Raw genomic sequence first — 16,551 nt, 5'->3', positions numbered from 1 at the left:
AGCCGCGATGACCGGTGCGCGCACCGACGACGCGGGCATGCTGCGTCTGCTGAGCCCCTATGCCCCGCACCGACAGCGCATCATCCGACTGCTGAAGCTCTCGGGCTTCCGAGATCAGAAGTACGGGCCGAAGCTGACCCCGGCCGATCACCGGGGCCGCTGAGCGGCTGGGACCGGGCGGGCCGGGGCTTATGAGCAGGCCCAGGGATCAGGCCCGGGCGGACTCAGCCCTGGGGCTTGGTGTCCTGCTCGGCCGCGTCCTCGGCGATCTGCTTATGCACCTCGGCCATGTCGAGGTCCTTCACCGCGGTGATGACCTCGGTGAGCTGCTCGGCGTTCAGCGCGCCGGGCTGGGAGAAGACCAGGACCTTCTCGCGGAAGGCCATCAGGGTCGGGATCGAGGTGATGTTCGCAGCGGCGGCGAGCTCACGCTCGGCCTCTGTGTCGACCTTGCCGAAGGTGACATCGGGGTGCTGCTCGGAGACCTGGGAGTACACCGGAGCGAACTGCTTGCAGGGGCCGCACCAGTCGGCCCAGAAGTCAACGAGCAGGATGTCGCTGTCCTCGAGGGTCTGCTGGAAGTCTGTTGTGGTCAGATCAGTGGTAGCCATGCCTCGCCACCCTACGCGAGGAGCGCCGCGTTGTCGGCCTCTCCCCCGATGGCCCGGGCCCACTTAAGCGCCCAGCGGAACCAGCCACGGACACACGAAAAAGGGCGGTCCGGATCTTTGAGATCCGAACCGCCCTAGAACGACGTGGTGGCAGATGAGGGATTCGAACCCCCGTAGGCGATGCCAGCTGATTTACAGTCAGCCCCCTTTGGCCGCTCGGGTAATCTGCCGTGCAACCACACGAATGCTCCCGGAGGAGTTTTCGGCGCCCCGTATGAGGCACCCCATTACCTTAGCGACAACACCGGAAATTTTCGAATCCGTTTGTTGAACAAGGAGTAAGGTTGGCCTCAACCACGCTTGCGTGTGGGACGGTCCCGTTCAGTTCCTCCGCACTGATGCATGCCCCTACCCAGCACCCACCCTCAAGGAGCACTGTGGCCGATATCGAGGCCGAGACACTGGCACGACACCTGAGCGAACGCAGCCCCAGCGGCCTCGCCGAGCAGGTGCGCGAGCTGATCAGCGCGGGCACGCTCAGCGGCGGTATGCGTCTGCCCACCGTCCGCGACCTCGCCACGGAGATAGGAGTCAGCGTCGGCACCATCGCCCAGGCCTGGAGCCTGCTGCGCGAGTCCAACCTGGTGGAGACTCGCCGCCGCGGCGGCACCCGCATCGTGGAGCCCGGCGACGTCGGCGGGCCCAACTTCCGCAGCTGGTCTGGCGTCGACCTGCTGCACTGCAGCCCAGACCCGCGGCTGCTGCCCTCCCTCGAGGAGGCCATGGTGCGCAGCCTCAAGCAGCCACAGCTGCACAGCTGGAGCCGGGAACATATCCTGCCCGAGCTGCAGCGCGCCGTGGAGAAGAAGCTCGGCCAGCAGGCCGAGAGCACCCAGACACGCAGCTTCGCCGCCATCTCCTCCGCCACCGAGGGGCTCTGGCTCGCGACCAAGTCCGTGACCAGCGGCGGGGACCTGATCGCAGTGGAGGAACCAGCCTCCCCCGGTTACCTCTCGGTGCCCAAGAGCCTCGGGCTGCGCACCATCGGGGTCCCGGTCGATGAGCACGGCCCGGTCCCCGAGGCGCTGCAGCGAGCCCTCGACGCCGGCGCCGTGGCGTTCGTGCACAGCCCCGGCGGAGCCTTCTCGCCGCGCCACCTGCTGAGCGCCGAGCGCACCCAGGAGCTCGCGCGGGTGCTGGAGTCCTCCCCCGAGACCGTCATCATCGAGGAGGACCCACTGGGCCCGCTCGCCGAGGTGGATCCCTTCGCGCACTCACTGGACGTCCTGCTGCCTGAACGCACCCTGCGCGTCATCGGCTTCGAACGCGCCTACGGCATGGACCTTCGCACCGCTGTGATGTCCGGACCCAAACAGCTCATCAACAGGGCGATCGCCGAGCGTTCCGGTGGGGTCAGCTCAAACAGCCGCATCCTGCAGAACACGCTGGCCTTCCTGCTGCGCGATCCAAGCGCCGGGCGCCGGCTCAACAGTGCCAGGACCCGCTACGCGAACCGGCGTCGGATGGCGCTGGAGGCCCTCGCCGAGGTCGGCCTCACCGCCCACGCGGGCCCGGCGAGCTGGGCGATCTGGGTCCAGGTGCCCGAAGAGCGCACCGCGGCGCTCACGCTCAGCGCCCAGGGCGTCATCACCGACGTCGGCAGCAGCTCGCACATGACCGAACAGCCCACCGGTCTGCTGCGGATCTCCTGCGCCCAGCTGCCCGAGGACAAGGAGCTTCTCGACGGTCTGGCTCAGCTGATCCTCCGCGCCACCGAGGATGGGCTGAACTCCACCTTCGTCTGAGGAACTTCGCGTGATCCACGACTCCAGGGTCGGCCCATCCGGGTCGACCCTGGAGTCGTCTCCCATGGATTCAGATTGGGCGGCATGGGACCTCACCGGAGACGCCGCAGGGCCAGAACGCTCCCGCGGGCGGGCTCAGCGCGCCACTCGACAGGCCATGACGATTAGACTCGGCGGCACATATCCATGCCGATCAGGAGGTACTCATGGCTAAGGACTCGACGTTCGACGTCGTCTCGAAGGTGGACAAGCAGGAGGTCGCCAATGCGTTGAACCAGGCGCAGAAGGAGATCGCCCAGCGCTATGACTTCAAGGGCACCGGCGCGGAGATCGACTACTCCGGGGAGAAGCTCCTGATCAAGGCCAACTCCGAGGAGCGCGCCAAAGCAGTGGAAGATGTCTTCGGCTCCAAGCTGGTCAAGCGTGGCATCTCACTGAAGTCCTTCGACTCCGGAGAGCCCTACGCCTCGGGCAAGGAGTTCCGGATCGAGGGCGAGATCAAGGAGGGCATCGACCAGCCCACGGCGAAGAAGATCACCAAGCTGATCCGCGACGAGGGCCCGAAGACCGTGAAGGCCACGATTCAGGGTGACGAGCTGCGCGTGACATCGAAGTCCCGCGACGACCTGCAGGAGGTCATCGCGATGTTGAAGAACTTCGAGGACGCCGACCTGCAGTTCGTCAACATGCGCTGACCCTCCCCCAGACACCAAAGACCCCGCCAGTTGAGTTCTCCGGTCGATACGTATCGACCAGAGAACTCGACTGGCGGGGTCTTTGTTCGTGGAGCGCGGGTCAGAAGATGATGCTCAGGCCGATCAGCGCCAGCGGGATCACGACGAACACGCCCAGGACCCAGGCGAAGGCGAAGGCCTTCTTCTCGGCGGCCAGGTCGGCGAGCCAGGTGGCTCCGCGCGGCGGGAGGTCCCGCAGCCAGGGGGTGCAGAAGATGAGCAGGGTGGCCAACACGTTGAAGAACAGGTGGGCCAGCGCCGCGGTCAGCGCGATCTCACCGGCGGGACCGTCGAAGGCGAAGGCCGCGATCAGGGCGGTGACCGTGGTGCCGATGTTGGCGCCCAGGGTGAAGGGGTAGAGCTGCTTGAGCGTGAAGGCACCTGAACCGGCCAGCGGCACGATCAGTGCGGTGGAGGTCGAGGAGGACTGCACCATCACGGTGACCGCCGCGCCGGAGCCGATGCCGGCGATCGGACCGCGCCCGATGGCCGCATGCAGCACCTGCTTGGCCTTGCCGACCAGCAGCACCTTGAGCAGCTTGCCGATGAAGTTGATCACCAGCAGGATCAGCACGATGGCGACGACGATCATCGCCACCCCGTGCCAGCTGCCCGGGATGAAGCTCAGCGTGTCCTCGATCAGGTTCGCCAGCGGCTTGGTGCCGGCCTTGATGGTGGAACCCACTCCCGCCAGCACATAGGCGACCGGGCCGCCGTCGGTCCCTACGGCAAGTCCGGCGAAGAACGTGGAGAGCCGCTCGAGCAGGCTGAACATCATCTCCAGCGGCAGGAAGATCACCACGGCGATGAGGTTGAAGAAGTCATGCACGGTCGCGGCGGCGAACCCGCGGCGGAAGGACTCCTGCTCGCGCACCATGCCCAGGCTGACCAGCGTATTGGTCAGGGTGGTGCCGATGTTGGCGCCGAGCATGATCGGGATCGCGACCCCCAGCGGCAGCCCGCCGGCGACCAGGCCCACGGTCACCGAGGTGGTGGTGGAGGAGGACTGGGTCAGCGCGGTGGCCGCGATGCCGATCATCAGCCGATGATCGGGTTGGTCGCGAAGGCGAAGAGGCTCTCGGCCTGGTCCCCGGTGGCGATGCCGAAACCGGTGCCGATGACGTTGACCGCCGTGATCAGCACGTAGATGGCCAGAGCCACGGAGAGCCAGTTCACGGCGTCCAGGGTGCGACCGGAGAGTCCGAACCGTTCGAAGGGGCTGACGGGTCGCTTGGCGGGTGCTTCGTCTACGGTGCCGGCGACCCGCTGCGGGGCCTGGATCGACGGTGCGGACATGCAATCTCCTCTTGGAACACGAGCGTTGGTGAGCCTGCTGAAGTGGTGGCGCTGGCACTGCCTGGATCCGGTCCGCGCAGCTGGCGCGAGGTGCATCACAGGGGTGATTACCACTGCCGGATGAAGGGCCGTAGAACACTGTGCACCGCGTGCCTGACGAGCGTCACACGGGAAGGTGAACTGCAGGTGAACGATCCGTCGAAACCCGGCCAGAGTAGAATGTCCTTGGTCACAAGCGGGCCGGCTTCACCCCTGAACCCCTCTGAGGAGAGTCAATGCACCAGCACCACGGACGGCTGCGCACCGCAGGTCTGCTCGCGTTCCTCTTCGCGATGCTCCTGCTCGTCGGCGCCGTGATCGCCTACGCCACCCAGACCCCCGGACTGATCTTCGTCTTCGGGCTGATCGGCCTGGTCTCCGTGGCCTACTCCTACTGGAACTCGGACAAGATCGCGCTGAAGGCGATGAAGGCCTACCCGGTGACCCGGGAGCAGGCGCCCCAGCTTTACCAGATGGTCGAGGAGCTCGCGCAGCGCGCCCAGCAGCCCGCGCCGCGGATCTTCATCGCCCCGGCGCCCACGCCGAATGCCTTCGCCACCGGGCGCAACCCGGAGAACGGCGTGGTCTGCTTCACCGAGGGCATCCTGAACCTGCTCAACGAGCGTGAGCTGCGCGGGGTCACCGGCCACGAGCTGATGCACGTGTACAACCGCGACATCCTGATCTCCTCGGTGGCCGCGGCGGTGGCCGGGTTCCTCACCACGATCAGCCAGTTCTTCCTGCTCTTCGGCGGCGGCCGGGGCAACAACCAGGGCGGCAACCCGCTGGCGCTGGTCGGCGCGATCGTCGCGGTCTTCCTGATGCCCATCGCGGCCAGCCTGATCCAGATGGCGGTCAGCCGGACCCGGGAGTACGACGCCGACGCCGACGGCGCCGCACTCACCGGAGACCCGCTGGCGCTGGCCTCGGCGCTGGACAAGCTGGAGCGCGGCATCTCGCGCTACCCGCTCAAGGAGGACCCCAAGCACGACGCGCACGCCCATATGATGATCGCCAATCCCTTCGGGGCTCGGGCGAAGAAGCTCTTCAGCACCCATCCGCCGATGCCGGAGCGAATCGCCCGGCTCGAGGCGATGGCCGGGCACAGCCCCAGCTGAGACGCTCGGACACAGCAATGCCCCCGCGCCAGACGGCTCGGGGGCATTGCTGTGTCAGGAGGGTTCCCTGCGGGACTCAGCCCTCCCGGGAGATCCGGATCATGTCCTCGCGCTCAACGACCTTGACCCGTTCCCTGGCGCCGCCGTCGGGCAGCGGACCGTAGGCCTCACCCAACGAGACCTCGTGGGCGTCGAGCTTCTGCCAGCCGTCCCAGGTGGTGTACTCCACCTCGCGGGATTCCAGCAGCTCGATCACCGCGTCCTCGGCGGGCTCCGGGGCCACCGGCAGGTGGTGCAGGTCCTCGAGCAGGCAGCCGATGGTCTCCAGGGCGTCACCCTTGGTGTGCCCGATCAGCCCGACCGGTCCGCGCTTGATCCATCCGGTGGCGTAGATGCCGTTCACGTGGGCGCCGTCCTGCTCGGTGACCCGTCCGGCCTCGTTGACCAGCACGCCGCGCCGCTCGTCGAAGGGCAGCCCGGGGATCGCGGAGCCGAGGTAGCCCACCGCGCGGTAGACGGCCTGGACGTCGAAGTCCTGGAACTCGCCGGTGCCGCGCACCTTGCCGGTGCCATCGAGCTCCATGCGCTCGAAGCGGATGCCCGCGACGGCGCCGGTGCCCTGACCGGAGGCATCGGTGCCTTCCAGGATCTTCTCCGGCTGCAGCAGGAAGTGCAGGTGAAGCTTGCGGGAGGCCTCGGCCTCGCGCTCCTCCTGCTCCACCAGCCAGTTGCCCAGGGTGTTGACCATCGTCTTGACCTGGTTGTTGGTCTTGATCGCCTCATCGGAGCCGGCGTCGAAGTCGAAGTCCTCCTCGTAGAGCACGATGTCGACGTCGCGGCTGTGCGAGAGTTCGCGCAGCTCCAGCGGGGTGAACTTCACCTGGGCCGGGCCGCGCCGTCCGAAGACGTGGACATCGGTGACCGGTGAGGTCTTGAGCCCGTTGTAGACGTTCTCCGGGATCTCGGTGGTGAGCATGTCCTCGGCGTGCTTGGAGAGCACCCGGGCCACGTCCAGAGCGACGTTGCCGTTGCCGATCACTGCCACGCGTTCCGCGGTAAGCGGCCACTCGCGGGGATAGTCAGGGTGGCCGTCGTACCAGGAGACGAAGTCGGCGGCGCCGAAGCTGCCCTGCAGCTCGATGCCGGGGATGTCCAGCTCGGCGTCCTTGATCGCGCCGGTGGCGAAGATCACGGCGTCGTAGTGCCGACGCAGGTCCTCCAGAGTGAGGTCCTTGCCGATCTCGACGTTGCCGATCAGCCGGATGTCGCCGCGGTCCAACACCTTGTGCAGCGCCTTCACGATGCCCTTGATCCGCGGATGATCAGGGGCGACGCCGTAACGGATCAGCCCGAACGGCGCGGGATACCGGTCGTAGAGGTCGATGCTGAACTCAAAGTCGCTCTTCTTCTGCGCCTTGGCCAGGATGTCGGAGGCATAGACGCCTGCGGGGCCGGCGCCGATGACGGCGATTCGGATCGCCCGGTCTGCTGGCCGCTGCGAGGAATTCTGGGACACGGGTGGGTTCCTTCTGATTGATTAACTCAGCACAGTATGCCGTATTGGGGTGAACGTCGGCGGCGAATGACTCTGTTCCCGGTCTTCTAGACTGAGGCTATGCCTGATATGTTCCTCGACAAGTTCCGCTCCCTGGTGCCCGCCTATCTCGACGCCAAGTGGACCCCCGCCGAGGGGCTCACCGTCGAAGAGCTGCGCCAGATGATCGCCGATTCCGAGCTGCCGGACGACCTCAAGGCGCGACCACGGCTGCCCCAGGTGCTCGAGGAGTTCTACCTGGCGCTGGGCCGCTGCGAGGAGATCATGGAGGCCTACCACTTCTTCTTCGACCCCGATGAGCTCGTCGTCGAGGACGGACACCTGCTCTTCCTCGAAGATGAGGAGGAGCGCTGGGCCTGGGGCGTCGACGTGGACACCCTGGATGTCCCGGACCCGCTGATCGTGCGGCGCAGCAGCAACTCCGGCATGTGGAACGACGAGGGCGCGACGGTCAGCGAGTTCATCTTCGACCTGCTGGAGTTCTCCTTCGAGGAGGAGTCGCCGTGAGCGTCTCGGATCTGGCGGATCTGTGGAGCTCTCACGCCCCGCCGGGGTATAGCTGCCCTTTCTGCGGGCTGGCCCGCGGCGAGGTGGAGGACCCCGCGAACCGGTGCGAGCTCAGCGACCTGGTCTATCAGGATGATGACCTGATGGTCTTCATGGCCTGTGACGGGTTCGGTCCGCACGAGGGTCACGCGATGATCTCCCCGGTGCAGCACCGCGAGGCGCTCTACGACCTCGACGACGCGCTGCTGGGAAAGATCGCGATCATGTCCCGCGAGGTCTCCAAGGCGATGAAGCTGGCCTGGGACCCGGAGGGCACCTCGGTGCGGCAGCACAACGAGCCGGCCGGGAACCAGCACGTGTGGCACTACCACCTGCATGTGTTCCCGCGCTACGCCGATGACATGCTCTACCGGCAGGTCCGGCACCCGGTCGAGGTCGCGGTGCGCGCAGAGAAGGCGCTGGAGCTGCGCGCGGCACTGCAACAGGTGCTGGCCGGCGGCAGCTGAGGCTCGCGGGGAGATCGAGCGGCTGAACTCAGCCCTCGCGCTCGACCACCGCATCGGCGAAGGCGATCAGCGCCGACTTCACGGTGGACTCCGGGAGCTCGGCGATCGCCTGCTTGGCCCGCTCGGCCCAGCTGTGCGCCACCTGCCAGGACTGCTCGGTCACCGGATGGGCGACGACGGCGGCCACCGCCTGCGCCAGCGCCTCGTCGGAACTGAGGTCGGCGTCGATCATGCTCAGCAGCGCGGCCGCGGCCTGCTGGTCCTGCGGTGCGGAGGCGTCCTGGGCCTGCTGGCGCAGAAGCAGCAGCGGCAGCGTGGGCACGCCCTCGCGCAGATCGGTCCCCGGGGTCTTCCCGGAGGACTCGGCGTCTGCGGTGAGGTCGATGACGTCATCGGCGAGCTGGAAGGCCACCCCGACCGCTTCGCCGTACTCCTGGAGCATCCCGATGGTCTGCGCCGAGCAGCCCCCGAAGTGCGCGCCGAGCCGGGAGGCCGCCGCGACGAGCGAGCCGGTCTTGTCCCCGATCACGCGCAGGTAGTGGGCGTAGGCGTCCTCATCCTCCCGCGGGCCCACGGTCTCGTGCAGCTGCCCCATGACCAGGCGCTCGAAGGTCTGGGCCTGGATCTCCGAGGCCTCCACGCCGAGCTCCGACATCAGCCGTGAGGCCCGAGCGAGGATCAGGTCTCCGGTGAGGATCGCGACGGAGTTGCCCCACACCTGGTGGGCGGCGGGCGCCCCGCGGCGCACCGGCGCGGAGTCCATCACATCGTCGTGATACAGCGTGGCCAGGTGGGTCATCTCCATGACCGCGGCAGCCCGGCGCACCCGGTCATCGATTCCGTTGCCGAGCATCGAGGTCAGCACCGTGAGCAGCGGGCGGACCCGCTTGCCGCCGGCCTGGGCGAGGTAGCGTGCGGAGGCGTTGACCAGCTCGTCGGCGCTGGCCAGGGAGCCGAGGAGCTCCTCCTCCACCTGGGTCAGGGCCTCGGCGACCTCGGTGGCGAGCGCCACGTCGTCGGCCAGCACGTCGAACCCGGCCGGAAGCTTCGTGGTCAGGGGATCAGCTGCGGATTCAGTCATCGGTGTCTAGCCTATCCAGGGTCAGGAGGCGGGGAGGGCGCTGGGCTTGGTGGCGTGATGAATCGCGACGATTCCACCGCTGAGGTTCCGGTACCGCACCGAGTCGTATCCGGCCGCGGAGATCTCCGCGGCCAGGTGGTCCTGGTCGGGCCAGGCGCGGATGGACTCGGCCAGATACACGTAGGCCTCGGGGTTAGAAGACACCGCCCGGGCGGCCGGCGGCAGCGCGCGCATCAGGTACTCGTTGTAGACGGTGTTGAAGACCTTGTTCACCGGGTCGGAGAACTCCATCACGGCGAGCCGTCCACCGGGCGCGGTGACCCGGAGCATCTCGCGCAGCCCGGCCAGCGGGTCCACGATGTTACGCAGTCCGAAGGAGATCGTGACGGCCTCGAAGGTGTCGTCGGCGAAGGGCAGGTTCATCGCGTCCCCGGCGATGAACGTCATGTCCGGGCGGCGCCGCTTGCCCACCTGAAGCATGCCTGAGGAGAAGTCGCAGGCCACTGCCTCAGCACCGGCGTCGTGGAAGGGCTCGGTGGAGCTTCCGGTGCCCGCGGCGAGGTCCAGGACCCGCTCACCTGGGGCGACGTCGAGCGCGGTGACGAGCTGCTTGCGCCAGCGCCTGGTCTGGCCCAGCGAGAGCACGTCGTTGGTGAGGTCATAACGGTCGGCGACCTCGTCGAACATCGAGGCGACGTCCTCGGGCTTCTTCGCGAGGCTGGCGCGGCTTCCGGTGCTGGGGCGATTCACCTTGGCATTCTCCCACATGCGCGGATCACCCCCGCCGCCATGTCCTAGACTTGTCCAGCCATGACAGCGCTCCCCGGTTCCCTCGACGCCACCACGCTGGTGGTGGATCTTCCGGAGTCAACCACGCTGGCTGACCTGCTGCCGGACCTGGATCCCAGCGGCGTCTGGCTGCTGCGCGGCGAGGGACTGATCGGTCTGGGCACCGCCGCGCACGTCCGCACCCGGGGCGCTGAGCGCTTCGCCGAGCTGGCCGAGTGGCATGAGCAGCATCTGGCGCCGCTGGCCCGGGCCTCCCGGCTTCCCCAGGAGCTGCGCAGGATCCCCGGCGCCGGCCCGGTGGCGCTGACCTCGATCACCTACTCCTCGGCCTCGGCCGCGGACTCGCACCTGATCCTGCCCGAGCTGACCCTGGGTGCCTTCGAGGGCACCGCGTGGATCACCGCGGTGTTCCGGGCCTCGGCGCTGGATGAGACCTTCGAGGCTGACGACGACGACGCGACGCTGCGTCGGGTCCAGGGTCTCTTAGCGAAACATTCGCTGCAGCTTCAGGGCCGCCGACTGAGCCTGGTCCCCTCGCAGCGCGGGGCGGCAGCGGGTCGGTCCAGCGGCAGCGCGGCCACCTCGCTGATCCAGGGCACCCATTCGGAGCAGCACTATCTGCGCGCGGTCCGTGCCGGGGTCCACGCGATCGGGCACCGCCGGCTGGAGAAGCTGGTGCTGGCCCGCGACGTCGTCGTCGCCGCCGACGCCCCGCTGGCCCCTGGTCCGGTGCTGGCCGCGCTGGCCGCGGACTATGCCGACTGTTGGACCTACCTCGCCGGGGACGTGCTGGGGGCGACCCCGGAGATGCTGGTGAAGATCCGCGGCCGCCAGCTCTCCGCACGGGTGCTGGCCGGCACCGTGGACGGTCGAGCCGGATTGGAGCAGGCGCGGGAGATGCTGCTGGAGGACCCCAAGCAGCGCGACGAGCACCGGCTGGCGGCGCAGTCGCTGTTGGATCAGCTCGCCCCGGTGGCGCAGCATCTGCAGGCTCAGGACCCCCCGTCGGTGCTGCAGCTGCCCAACGTCTTCCACCTCTCCACCGATGTGACCGGCCAGCTCACCGCGCAGACCCCGGCGCTGCTGGTGGCTGAGCGAGCCCACCCCACCGCCGCGATCTGCGGCACCCCCACGGCCACTGCCGCCGAGCTGATCTCCACCCTGGAGGAGCTGGACCGCGGGGCGTTCTCGGGGCCGGTGGGCTGGATCGACGCGAACGGCGACGCCGACTTCGGCATCGCATTGCGCGGCGGGATCTTGGAGGAGCAGGGCACCGCGATCCGGCTCTTCGCGGGCTGCGGGATCGTGGCCGGGTCCGTTCCCGAGGAGGAGCTCGCCGAGACCTGGGCAAAGATGCGCCCGATGCTCGGCGCCCTCGGCGTTCGCCAGCCCTGAGCCGGCGTCGAGGCTGAGGGCTAGAGCTCAGCGGCGGCGGCGCGGAGTCTGGCGTGGAAGTCACGCAGCACGCTCCGATCGGTGCGCACCTCGATGATCCGGATGCCGACCCGGTCCTCGAGTCCGGAGAGCCCCTCCCCGAGCGAGTCGAGGTCCTCGGCGAAGTGGTAGTCGTGGCCATAGGCATCGGCGAGCGCCTCGATGTCCACGGTCTGTGGTGTGCCGAAGAACCGCTCCACCGCCTCGGCCTGGCCCTCCCGGCGACCGACCGCGCCGTGCTCGAGCTGGTCGAAGATCGCCCCGCCGGAGTCGTTGACCACCACAATGTCCAGGTCGGGCTCGCGCTCGGTGGACGGGATCAGCAGCGCGTTGATGTCATGCAGGAAGGTCAGGTCCCCCACCAGCGCGGTGACCCGGGTGCTGCGAGCCAGCGCGACCCCCGAGGCGGCCGAGAGGTTGCCGTCGATGCCGGCCAGGCCGCGCATCGCGTAGACCCGACGCGCGTCGTCGCGGGTGCCCAGGACGGTGCGGTTGAGCACTGCGGCGAGGTCCACGTCGCGGATCACCGAGGAGGAGCCCAGCAGCAGCGGGGTCTTGACCGTCTCCGCCACGTACTGCGCGACCCGCACCGAGGAGAGCTCGCCCTGGGCCAGGGCCTCCTGCTCGGTGAGCGCGGCATCGATGAGTCGCTGAGCCGCGAGCCCGCGCTCGGTCCAGGAGTCCTGCCAGCCCGGAGGCGCCATCGCGGCGAACTGCGCCAGGGCGAGGACATCGTGGATCTGCCGGCGGTCGAGTCGGTGGTCGAACCAGGCCTCTCCCCCGGGGGCGTACTGCACAGCCTCCACGTCCTGCCGGTGGATCAGCTGCTGGACCGGCCGGGTCAGCGTGGGCCGGCCGGCGACGACGACGCGCTCGACGCTGCCCGCCAGGACGCTGGCGGGGGAACCCTCCGGTGCCTGCAGGATCAGCCGGTATCCCTGGATGGTGCCCAGATCGCTCCAGCGCGCATCGCTGCTGGGCTCGGCGAGCAGCGGGTGCCCGAGCCGTCGAGCCAGCTCGCGGGCCTCGGCGGGGGCATCGGCGCCCATGACGAAGACGGTGCGTGCGGTGCCCAGCTCGGCCTCGAACCGTGCCGCCGCCTCTGCCGGAGACTCCGCCGCAGACTCCGCAGGGGATTCCGCCGAGGACTCCCCCGCCATCTTCGCCGAGGACTCGGTCGCAGCGCCCGATTCGGAGCTCGCCTCGGAATCGGCGGGAGAACCGGTGGGAGAACCGGCTGGGGACTCAGCGGGCGTCCCGGCGGAGGACCCCTGCGCGACAGAGGGGCCCTGCGCGGCGGGGCCGCCCAGGATCTCGCTGCCGATGATCTCGGCGCGCAGCTGCTCGGCGGAGTCGGTGACTCGGCGGCGCGGGACGAAGGGGGGTGCGGGCCCAGCGCTGGGCGCCGGCTCGCTGCCCCTCCCCCGGGGCGGCGGGGACCAGGGGGTCGCGGAAGCCGATGTTCAGGTGCACCGGACCGGGGGCGGGCCCGGTCGCGACGCGCAGCAGCAGCCCCACCTGAGTCTCGGCGGCAAGCATGTCATCGCGCGACTCCGGCTCCAGCCGTGCCTCGCCCTGTTCCAGATGGATCTCATCGCGCACCCGACCGGCGAACATTCCCTGCTGCCAGGTGGTCTGGTTCGCCCCGGTGCCGTGCATCTCCTCGGGCCGGTCCGCGGTGATCGCCACCAACGGGATCCCGGAGAGGTCCGCCTCCATCATCGCCGGAAGCAGGTTCCCCGCCGCGGTGCCGGAGGTGGTCACGACCCCGGCCGGGGACTTCGTGGCCATCGCGATCCCGAGCGCGGTGAACGCCGCGGAGCGCTCATCGATGCGCACGTGCACGGTGATCGCGCCGAGCTCCTCGGCCTCACGCAGGGCATAGGCCATCGGTGCCGAGCGCGAGCCCGGGGCCAGCACGATATGCCGCATGGTCATGGTCAGCCCGCGGATCACTCGCCGGGCCAGCCGCAGGGACTCCACGTCATAGGCGTCGTCGAACTCGCGGAACGGGCGCCTGGGTGTGGTCATGCCCTCAATCCTAGAAGCTCTGCGGCGAGCACCTGGTGGGCGGCGCGCAGTCGGGCGATCCACCACTGCTCACGCTCGGGACTGACCCGGTGCCGCCGCAGCATCTCCGGCGAGGGCTCCACCGCACCGGGGACCGCCAACAGCCCGGCGGACGGGATCAACGGATCCTCCAGCACGTCGTGTTCGAATAATGCGGCGGTGCCGAGTCCGCAGGCGTAGGGCAGGTGCGGCAGCCGTGCGGCCAGCGCGAGCCCGGCGGCCAGGCCCACCGAGGTGTCCAGCGCCGAGGAGACCACCGCATCGAGGCCTGCCTGCTCCACGATCTGCAGCGCACGCTCCACCCCGCCGAGCGGGGGGACCTTGACCACGATCAGGTCTGCTGCGCCGAGCCTGGCCACCCGGAGCGGATCCTCGGCCTTACGCACCGCCTCATCTGCGGCGATCCGCAGCGGCGACCCCGAGGAGCTGACGCCGGCGTCGGCGAGCGCCTCCCGGAGCTGCGCCAGCGGCTCGACCCCGGCGACCGGCTGTTCGGCGTACTCGAAGTTCCCGCCGGCGACCTCGGCCAGGCGCTCCAGCGCAGGCACCGCTTCGGCGAGGCTCCAGCCGCCGTTGGCGTCGGCGCGCAGCCCGGCATGAGGAACCAGCCTGCGGACTTCGCGGAACCGGGCGACGTCGTCCTCAAGGGTCTGCCCGGGCTCGGCCACCTTGATCTTGACCGCGGGGATGGAGTCCACGGCGCCGAAACGGGTCAGCACGGATTCCACCTGCTCGGGGGGCACCGCCGGCATGGTGGCGTTGATCGGGATGTGCCGGCGCAGCGGCTCGCCCCAACCCTGCCAGCCGGCCTCGATCCCGGCGCGCAGCCACTGTGCGGACTCGCCCGCCTGGTACTCCGGGAACGGCGAGAACTCTCCCCAGCCGAGAGGCCCGCGGAACAGCATCGCCTCCCGCCGGGTCTGTCCGCGGAAGCGGGTCCGCAGCGGCAGCGAGACCACGTGCGCCTGAACCAGGATCTCCTCCACCTCGGGGAGCTGCCAGCTGAGGTTGCGGCCTGCGCGGCCCGCGGGGTGATCGTCCATGACGTTCAGTCTAGGCAGGGGTGAACCTGCGATACTGATGCACATGTCAGCTGCCCGCGCACTTCGTCCCCCGGCCCGGCGCACAGGCCTGTGGATCATCGGAATCCTGCTCTGCTGCGCGGTCTTCATCGCGGTCTATGAATACTTCGTCCGCTCCAACTCCGGGCAGTGGGTGGAGTACGCGATGCTCGACGCCGCGGCGGAGCGGGTGACCTCGCTCTCCGAACGGGGCTTCGACCTCTGGTGGCTGAGTCCGGTGATCATCGCGCTGCCCGCGGTGATCTTCCTGGTGATCGTGCTGGCCCGGCAGCGCTTCCTGGCCGCGCTGATCGCGGCAGGCACCGTGGTGGGAGCGAACCTCTCCACCCAGGTGCTCAAGACGCTCTGGCTCGAGCGCCCCGACCTCGACAACGGCGTCCCCTACTGGACCGGGAACTCGCTGCCCTCCGGACACACCACCCTGGCGGCCTCGATGGCCGTGGCGGTCTTCCTGGTCAGCTCCCCGCGGCAGCGTCCCTTCGTCGCCGTGCTGGCCGCCTTCTACGCCGGACTGGTCGGGGCCTATACCTTCACCGAGACCTGGCACCGCCCGGCCGACGTGATCGCGGCCTACCTGGTGGTGGCGGTCTGGGCCCTGATCGGCGGCTGGCTGGTCATGCGCACCGGCCCCGAGTGGAACACCGCGGTGGTGGACTACGAGCCTGAGACCGCGCCGCTGGCCGGCCTCGCCTGGTTCCTCGGGGTGACCCTGACCGTGGTGGCGGTCCTGTGCTTCCTCTTCTCCGGCGGCTGGAGCGGGATCGCGCTGGCCGGAGAGGAGCCCAGCCTCTGGCACTGGTTCGCCGGGCTGTTCTTCTCCATCGGCCCGGGCTTCCTGATGGCCGCCGCAGGGATCAACCTCTTCGGCGCCGAGACCGGCCGGCGCCAGCGCGGCGCACCGGTCCCCTCCCCCAAGGGTGAGACGGTGCGCTACCCGATCCCGCCGGAGTTCAGCGAGCTCTACCGGGTCTGAGTCGTCCCGACCCGCATCCGGGACGCCCACAGCTGCATCTGAGCCGCCCCCAGCTGCGGCGGCTCACCCGCGCAGCTCAGCGGCCGCGCAGCCGGGTGATCAGCTCGCGGGACTCCCCGGGGCCATAGGGCACGATCGGGATCGCCTTGGTGGCGTCATTGACCGACTCCCGGATGGCCTGGGAGGAGACGTTGTAGCCCTGCTGCATCCGCCGGCGCATCGAGGCGATGAAGTCGGCGTCGACCTCGTGGCCGTGGCCGGGGACGAAGCGGCTGTAGCTTCCGGCCATGGACCACAGCCGACCGAGCGCGCGGACCCATTCCTTGGGGTAGGAGTCGTGGAACTCCGGGTCATCACCCTCCCGGACCAGGTCACCGCAGAACACGACCCCGGTGGAGCCCTCGGCACGGACCCCGACCACCAGGTCGCCCTGGGTGTGGCCGCGACCGAGGTGCTCCAGGACCACCTCGACGCCGCCGCCCAGGGGCAGCGTCACCGGTTCGGCGGCGACCAGATCGGTCGCGGTCTCCACGCCGGCGTCTGCATGGGCGAGGATCCGATGCACGCCCTGACGGCGCAGAAAGTCATTGGCCCCGACGTGGTCGGGGTGGCCGTGGGTGTTGACCACGATCAGTTCCGCGGAGCTGAGCTCACGCACCGCGGCCAGCAGAGCCGTATGGTCGCCCCCGGCCGGTCCCGGGTCGATGAGGACGGCGGCGTCCTCCCCCAGGATCAGCCCGACGTTGAGCGGCGGGGGGCCGCCCCGTTCGGCGAGGAAGACGTGGTCCTCCAGGCGGCGGAAGTGCGCGGATTCGGGAGCGTGGTCCATCATGATCACCTTCTGTGAAACCGGAGTTTCCCCCATTCTGCCTCACCATCCGCACACAGCCTGGGAGGATCTTTGGGGCGTCGTGACCGGCAGCGTCAATCGCCGCGGATTCCGGAATCGCA

Annotated in this window: 18 protein-coding genes and 1 tRNA gene; 8 read left to right on the top strand and 11 right to left on the bottom strand. The window is 69.1% G+C overall.

Going from position 1 to position 16,551, the window contains the following annotated elements; translation table 11 throughout:
* Window positions 1-7 precede the first annotated feature (7 nt).
* The gene (locus BG28_RS15965) at window positions 8-163 is read left to right on the top strand and encodes a hypothetical protein (protein WP_235180899.1); all 156 of its coding nucleotides are present in this window, start codon (window positions 8-10) and stop codon (window positions 161-163) included.
* 61 nt (window positions 164-224) lie between these two features.
* Here BG28_RS15965 and trxA read toward each other — a convergent pair whose 3' ends face one another.
* Both trxA and BG28_RS00570 read right to left on the bottom strand, forming a co-directional pair.
* Complete coding sequence (gene trxA / locus BG28_RS00575; RefSeq protein WP_036473198.1) at window positions 225-611, bottom strand: thioredoxin; 387 nt, start codon at window positions 609-611, stop codon at window positions 225-227.
* Between the two features lie 145 nt (window positions 612-756).
* Window positions 757-841: transfer RNA gene (locus BG28_RS00570), tRNA-Tyr, on the bottom strand.
* A gap of 207 nt (window positions 842-1,048) precedes the next feature.
* On the opposite strand from BG28_RS00570, the gene BG28_RS00565 reads away from it, so the two are divergent.
* Both BG28_RS00565 and BG28_RS00560 read left to right on the top strand, forming a co-directional pair.
* Entirely contained in the window at window positions 1,049-2,416 is a 1,368-nt protein-coding gene (locus BG28_RS00565; RefSeq protein WP_051500766.1) for a PLP-dependent aminotransferase family protein, read from the top strand.
* A 206-nt stretch (window positions 2,417-2,622) separates the two neighbouring features.
* Complete coding sequence (locus tag BG28_RS00560; RefSeq protein ID WP_036473196.1) at window positions 2,623-3,111, top strand: YajQ family cyclic di-GMP-binding protein; 489 nt, start codon at window positions 2,623-2,625, stop codon at window positions 3,109-3,111.
* Window positions 3,112-3,211: 100 nt separating this feature from the next.
* Here BG28_RS00560 and BG28_RS00555 read toward each other — a convergent pair whose 3' ends face one another.
* The gene (locus BG28_RS00555) at window positions 3,212-4,189 is read right to left on the bottom strand and encodes a Na/Pi symporter (protein ID WP_235180898.1); all 978 of its coding nucleotides are present in this window, start codon (window positions 4,187-4,189) and stop codon (window positions 3,212-3,214) included.
* Window positions 4,189-4,446 (bottom strand): hypothetical protein, encoded by a 258-nt coding sequence (locus BG28_RS15960; protein ID WP_235180897.1) that lies wholly within the window; start codon window positions 4,444-4,446, stop codon window positions 4,189-4,191. The genes BG28_RS00555 and BG28_RS15960 overlap by 1 nt, the downstream gene beginning before the upstream one ends.
* Window positions 4,447-4,721: 275 nt before the next feature.
* On the opposite strand from BG28_RS15960, the gene BG28_RS00550 reads away from it, so the two are divergent.
* On the top strand, window positions 4,722-5,603 hold the full coding sequence (locus BG28_RS00550; RefSeq protein WP_036473194.1) for a M48 family metalloprotease: 882 nt from the start codon (window positions 4,722-4,724) through the stop codon (window positions 5,601-5,603).
* Window positions 5,604-5,679: 76 nt separating this feature from the next.
* On the opposite strand, the gene BG28_RS00545 is transcribed toward BG28_RS00550, so the two are convergent.
* Complete coding sequence (locus BG28_RS00545; protein ID WP_036473193.1) at window positions 5,680-7,119, bottom strand: FAD-dependent oxidoreductase; 1,440 nt, start codon at window positions 7,117-7,119, stop codon at window positions 5,680-5,682.
* Window positions 7,120-7,218: 99 nt separating this feature from the next.
* Here BG28_RS00545 and BG28_RS00540 point away from each other — a divergent pair, with 99 nt between their 5' ends.
* Together BG28_RS00540 and BG28_RS00535 are read left to right on the top strand one after the other, a co-directional pair.
* Window positions 7,219-7,665 carry a hypothetical protein gene (locus BG28_RS00540; RefSeq protein ID WP_036473190.1) on the top strand — a complete coding sequence of 149 codons (447 nt, stop codon included), beginning with the start codon at window positions 7,219-7,221 and terminating at the stop codon, window positions 7,663-7,665.
* On the top strand, window positions 7,662-8,171 hold the full coding sequence (locus BG28_RS00535) for an HIT family protein (protein ID WP_084479282.1): 510 nt from the start codon (window positions 7,662-7,664) through the stop codon (window positions 8,169-8,171). The genes BG28_RS00540 and BG28_RS00535 overlap by 4 nt, the downstream gene beginning before the upstream one ends.
* A gap of 28 nt (window positions 8,172-8,199) precedes the next feature.
* On the opposite strand, the gene BG28_RS00530 is transcribed toward BG28_RS00535, so the two are convergent.
* Window positions 8,200-9,252 (bottom strand): polyprenyl synthetase family protein, encoded by a 1,053-nt coding sequence (locus tag BG28_RS00530; protein ID WP_036473188.1) that lies wholly within the window; start codon window positions 9,250-9,252, stop codon window positions 8,200-8,202.
* Window positions 9,253-9,273: 21 nt separating this feature from the next.
* Window positions 9,274-10,002 carry a demethylmenaquinone methyltransferase gene (locus BG28_RS00525; RefSeq protein WP_255342455.1) on the bottom strand — a complete coding sequence of 243 codons (729 nt, stop codon included), beginning with the start codon at window positions 10,000-10,002 and terminating at the stop codon, window positions 9,274-9,276.
* A 60-nt stretch (window positions 10,003-10,062) separates the two neighbouring features.
* Between BG28_RS00525 and BG28_RS00520 the strand changes: the two genes are divergently transcribed.
* Complete coding sequence (locus BG28_RS00520) at window positions 10,063-11,436, top strand: isochorismate synthase MenF (protein ID WP_051500765.1); 1,374 nt, start codon at window positions 10,063-10,065, stop codon at window positions 11,434-11,436.
* 20 nt (window positions 11,437-11,456) lie between these two features.
* Here the strand turns inward: BG28_RS00520 and BG28_RS00515 are convergent, their stop codons facing one another.
* The 3 genes from BG28_RS00515 to BG28_RS00505 form a co-directional block, all read right to left on the bottom strand.
* Window positions 11,457-12,635 carry a thiamine pyrophosphate-dependent enzyme gene (locus BG28_RS00515; protein WP_051500764.1) on the bottom strand — a complete coding sequence of 393 codons (1,179 nt, stop codon included), beginning with the start codon at window positions 12,633-12,635 and terminating at the stop codon, window positions 11,457-11,459.
* 85 nt (window positions 12,636-12,720) lie between these two features.
* Window positions 12,721-13,506: a thiamine pyrophosphate-binding protein gene (locus BG28_RS00510; protein WP_051500763.1), complete on the bottom strand. Its 786-nt coding sequence runs from the start codon at window positions 13,504-13,506 to the stop codon at window positions 12,721-12,723.
* Window positions 13,503-14,588 carry an o-succinylbenzoate synthase gene (locus tag BG28_RS00505; protein WP_051500762.1) on the bottom strand — a complete coding sequence of 362 codons (1,086 nt, stop codon included), beginning with the start codon at window positions 14,586-14,588 and terminating at the stop codon, window positions 13,503-13,505. The genes BG28_RS00510 and BG28_RS00505 overlap by 4 nt, the downstream gene beginning before the upstream one ends.
* Before the next feature lie 43 nt (window positions 14,589-14,631).
* Here BG28_RS00505 and BG28_RS00500 point away from each other — a divergent pair, with 43 nt between their 5' ends.
* Window positions 14,632-15,600, top strand: a complete 969-nt coding sequence (locus BG28_RS00500; RefSeq protein WP_051500761.1) for a phosphatase PAP2 family protein — start codon at window positions 14,632-14,634, stop codon at window positions 15,598-15,600.
* A 76-nt stretch (window positions 15,601-15,676) separates the two neighbouring features.
* Here BG28_RS00500 and BG28_RS13995 read toward each other — a convergent pair whose 3' ends face one another.
* The gene (locus BG28_RS13995; protein ID WP_161634775.1) at window positions 15,677-16,432 is read right to left on the bottom strand and encodes an MBL fold metallo-hydrolase; all 756 of its coding nucleotides are present in this window, start codon (window positions 16,430-16,432) and stop codon (window positions 15,677-15,679) included.
* Window positions 16,433-16,551 lie beyond the last annotated feature (119 nt).

This window comes from Nesterenkonia sp. AN1, assembly GCF_000582475.1.
GTDB lineage: Bacteria > Actinomycetota > Actinomycetes > Actinomycetales > Micrococcaceae > Nesterenkonia > Nesterenkonia aurantiaca.
Note: the sequence above shows the minus strand (reverse complement) of the source record. Positions and strands in the feature narration are given on the sequence as shown.

Bases quoted from the DNA above. Each gene is read 5' to 3' on its own strand.
- BG28_RS00520 (WP_051500765.1), top strand. From the start codon at position 10,063: ATGACAGCGCTCCCCGGTTCCCTCGACGCCACCACGCTGGTGGTGGAT.
- BG28_RS00500 (WP_051500761.1), top strand. From the start codon at position 14,632: ATGTCAGCTGCCCGCGCACTTCGTCCCCCGGCCCGGCGCACAGGCCTG.
- BG28_RS00560 (WP_036473196.1), top strand. From the start codon at position 2,623: ATGGCTAAGGACTCGACGTTCGACGTCGTCTCGAAGGTGGACAAGCAG.
- BG28_RS00510 (WP_051500763.1), bottom strand. From the start codon at position 13,506: ATGACCACACCCAGGCGCCCGTTCCGCGAGTTCGACGACGCCTATGAC.
- BG28_RS15960 (WP_235180897.1), bottom strand. From the start codon at position 4,446: ATGTCCGCACCGTCGATCCAGGCCCCGCAGCGGGTCGCCGGCACCGTA.
- BG28_RS00540 (WP_036473190.1), top strand. From the start codon at position 7,219: ATGCCTGATATGTTCCTCGACAAGTTCCGCTCCCTGGTGCCCGCCTAT.
- BG28_RS00505 (WP_051500762.1), bottom strand. From the start codon at position 14,588: ATGGACGATCACCCCGCGGGCCGCGCAGGCCGCAACCTCAGCTGGCAG.
- BG28_RS00550 (WP_036473194.1), top strand. From the start codon at position 4,722: ATGCACCAGCACCACGGACGGCTGCGCACCGCAGGTCTGCTCGCGTTC.
- trxA (WP_036473198.1), bottom strand. From the start codon at position 611: ATGGCTACCACTGATCTGACCACAACAGACTTCCAGCAGACCCTCGAG.
- BG28_RS13995 (WP_161634775.1), bottom strand. From the start codon at position 16,432: ATGATGGACCACGCTCCCGAATCCGCGCACTTCCGCCGCCTGGAGGAC.
- BG28_RS00530 (WP_036473188.1), bottom strand. From the start codon at position 9,252: ATGACTGAATCCGCAGCTGATCCCCTGACCACGAAGCTTCCGGCCGGG.
- BG28_RS00555 (WP_235180898.1), bottom strand. From the start codon at position 4,189: ATGATCGGCATCGCGGCCACCGCGCTGACCCAGTCCTCCTCCACCACC.
- BG28_RS15965 (WP_235180899.1), top strand. From the start codon at position 8: ATGACCGGTGCGCGCACCGACGACGCGGGCATGCTGCGTCTGCTGAGC.
- BG28_RS00515 (WP_051500764.1), bottom strand. From the start codon at position 12,635: ATGGCGGGGGAGTCCTCGGCGGAATCCCCTGCGGAGTCTGCGGCGGAG.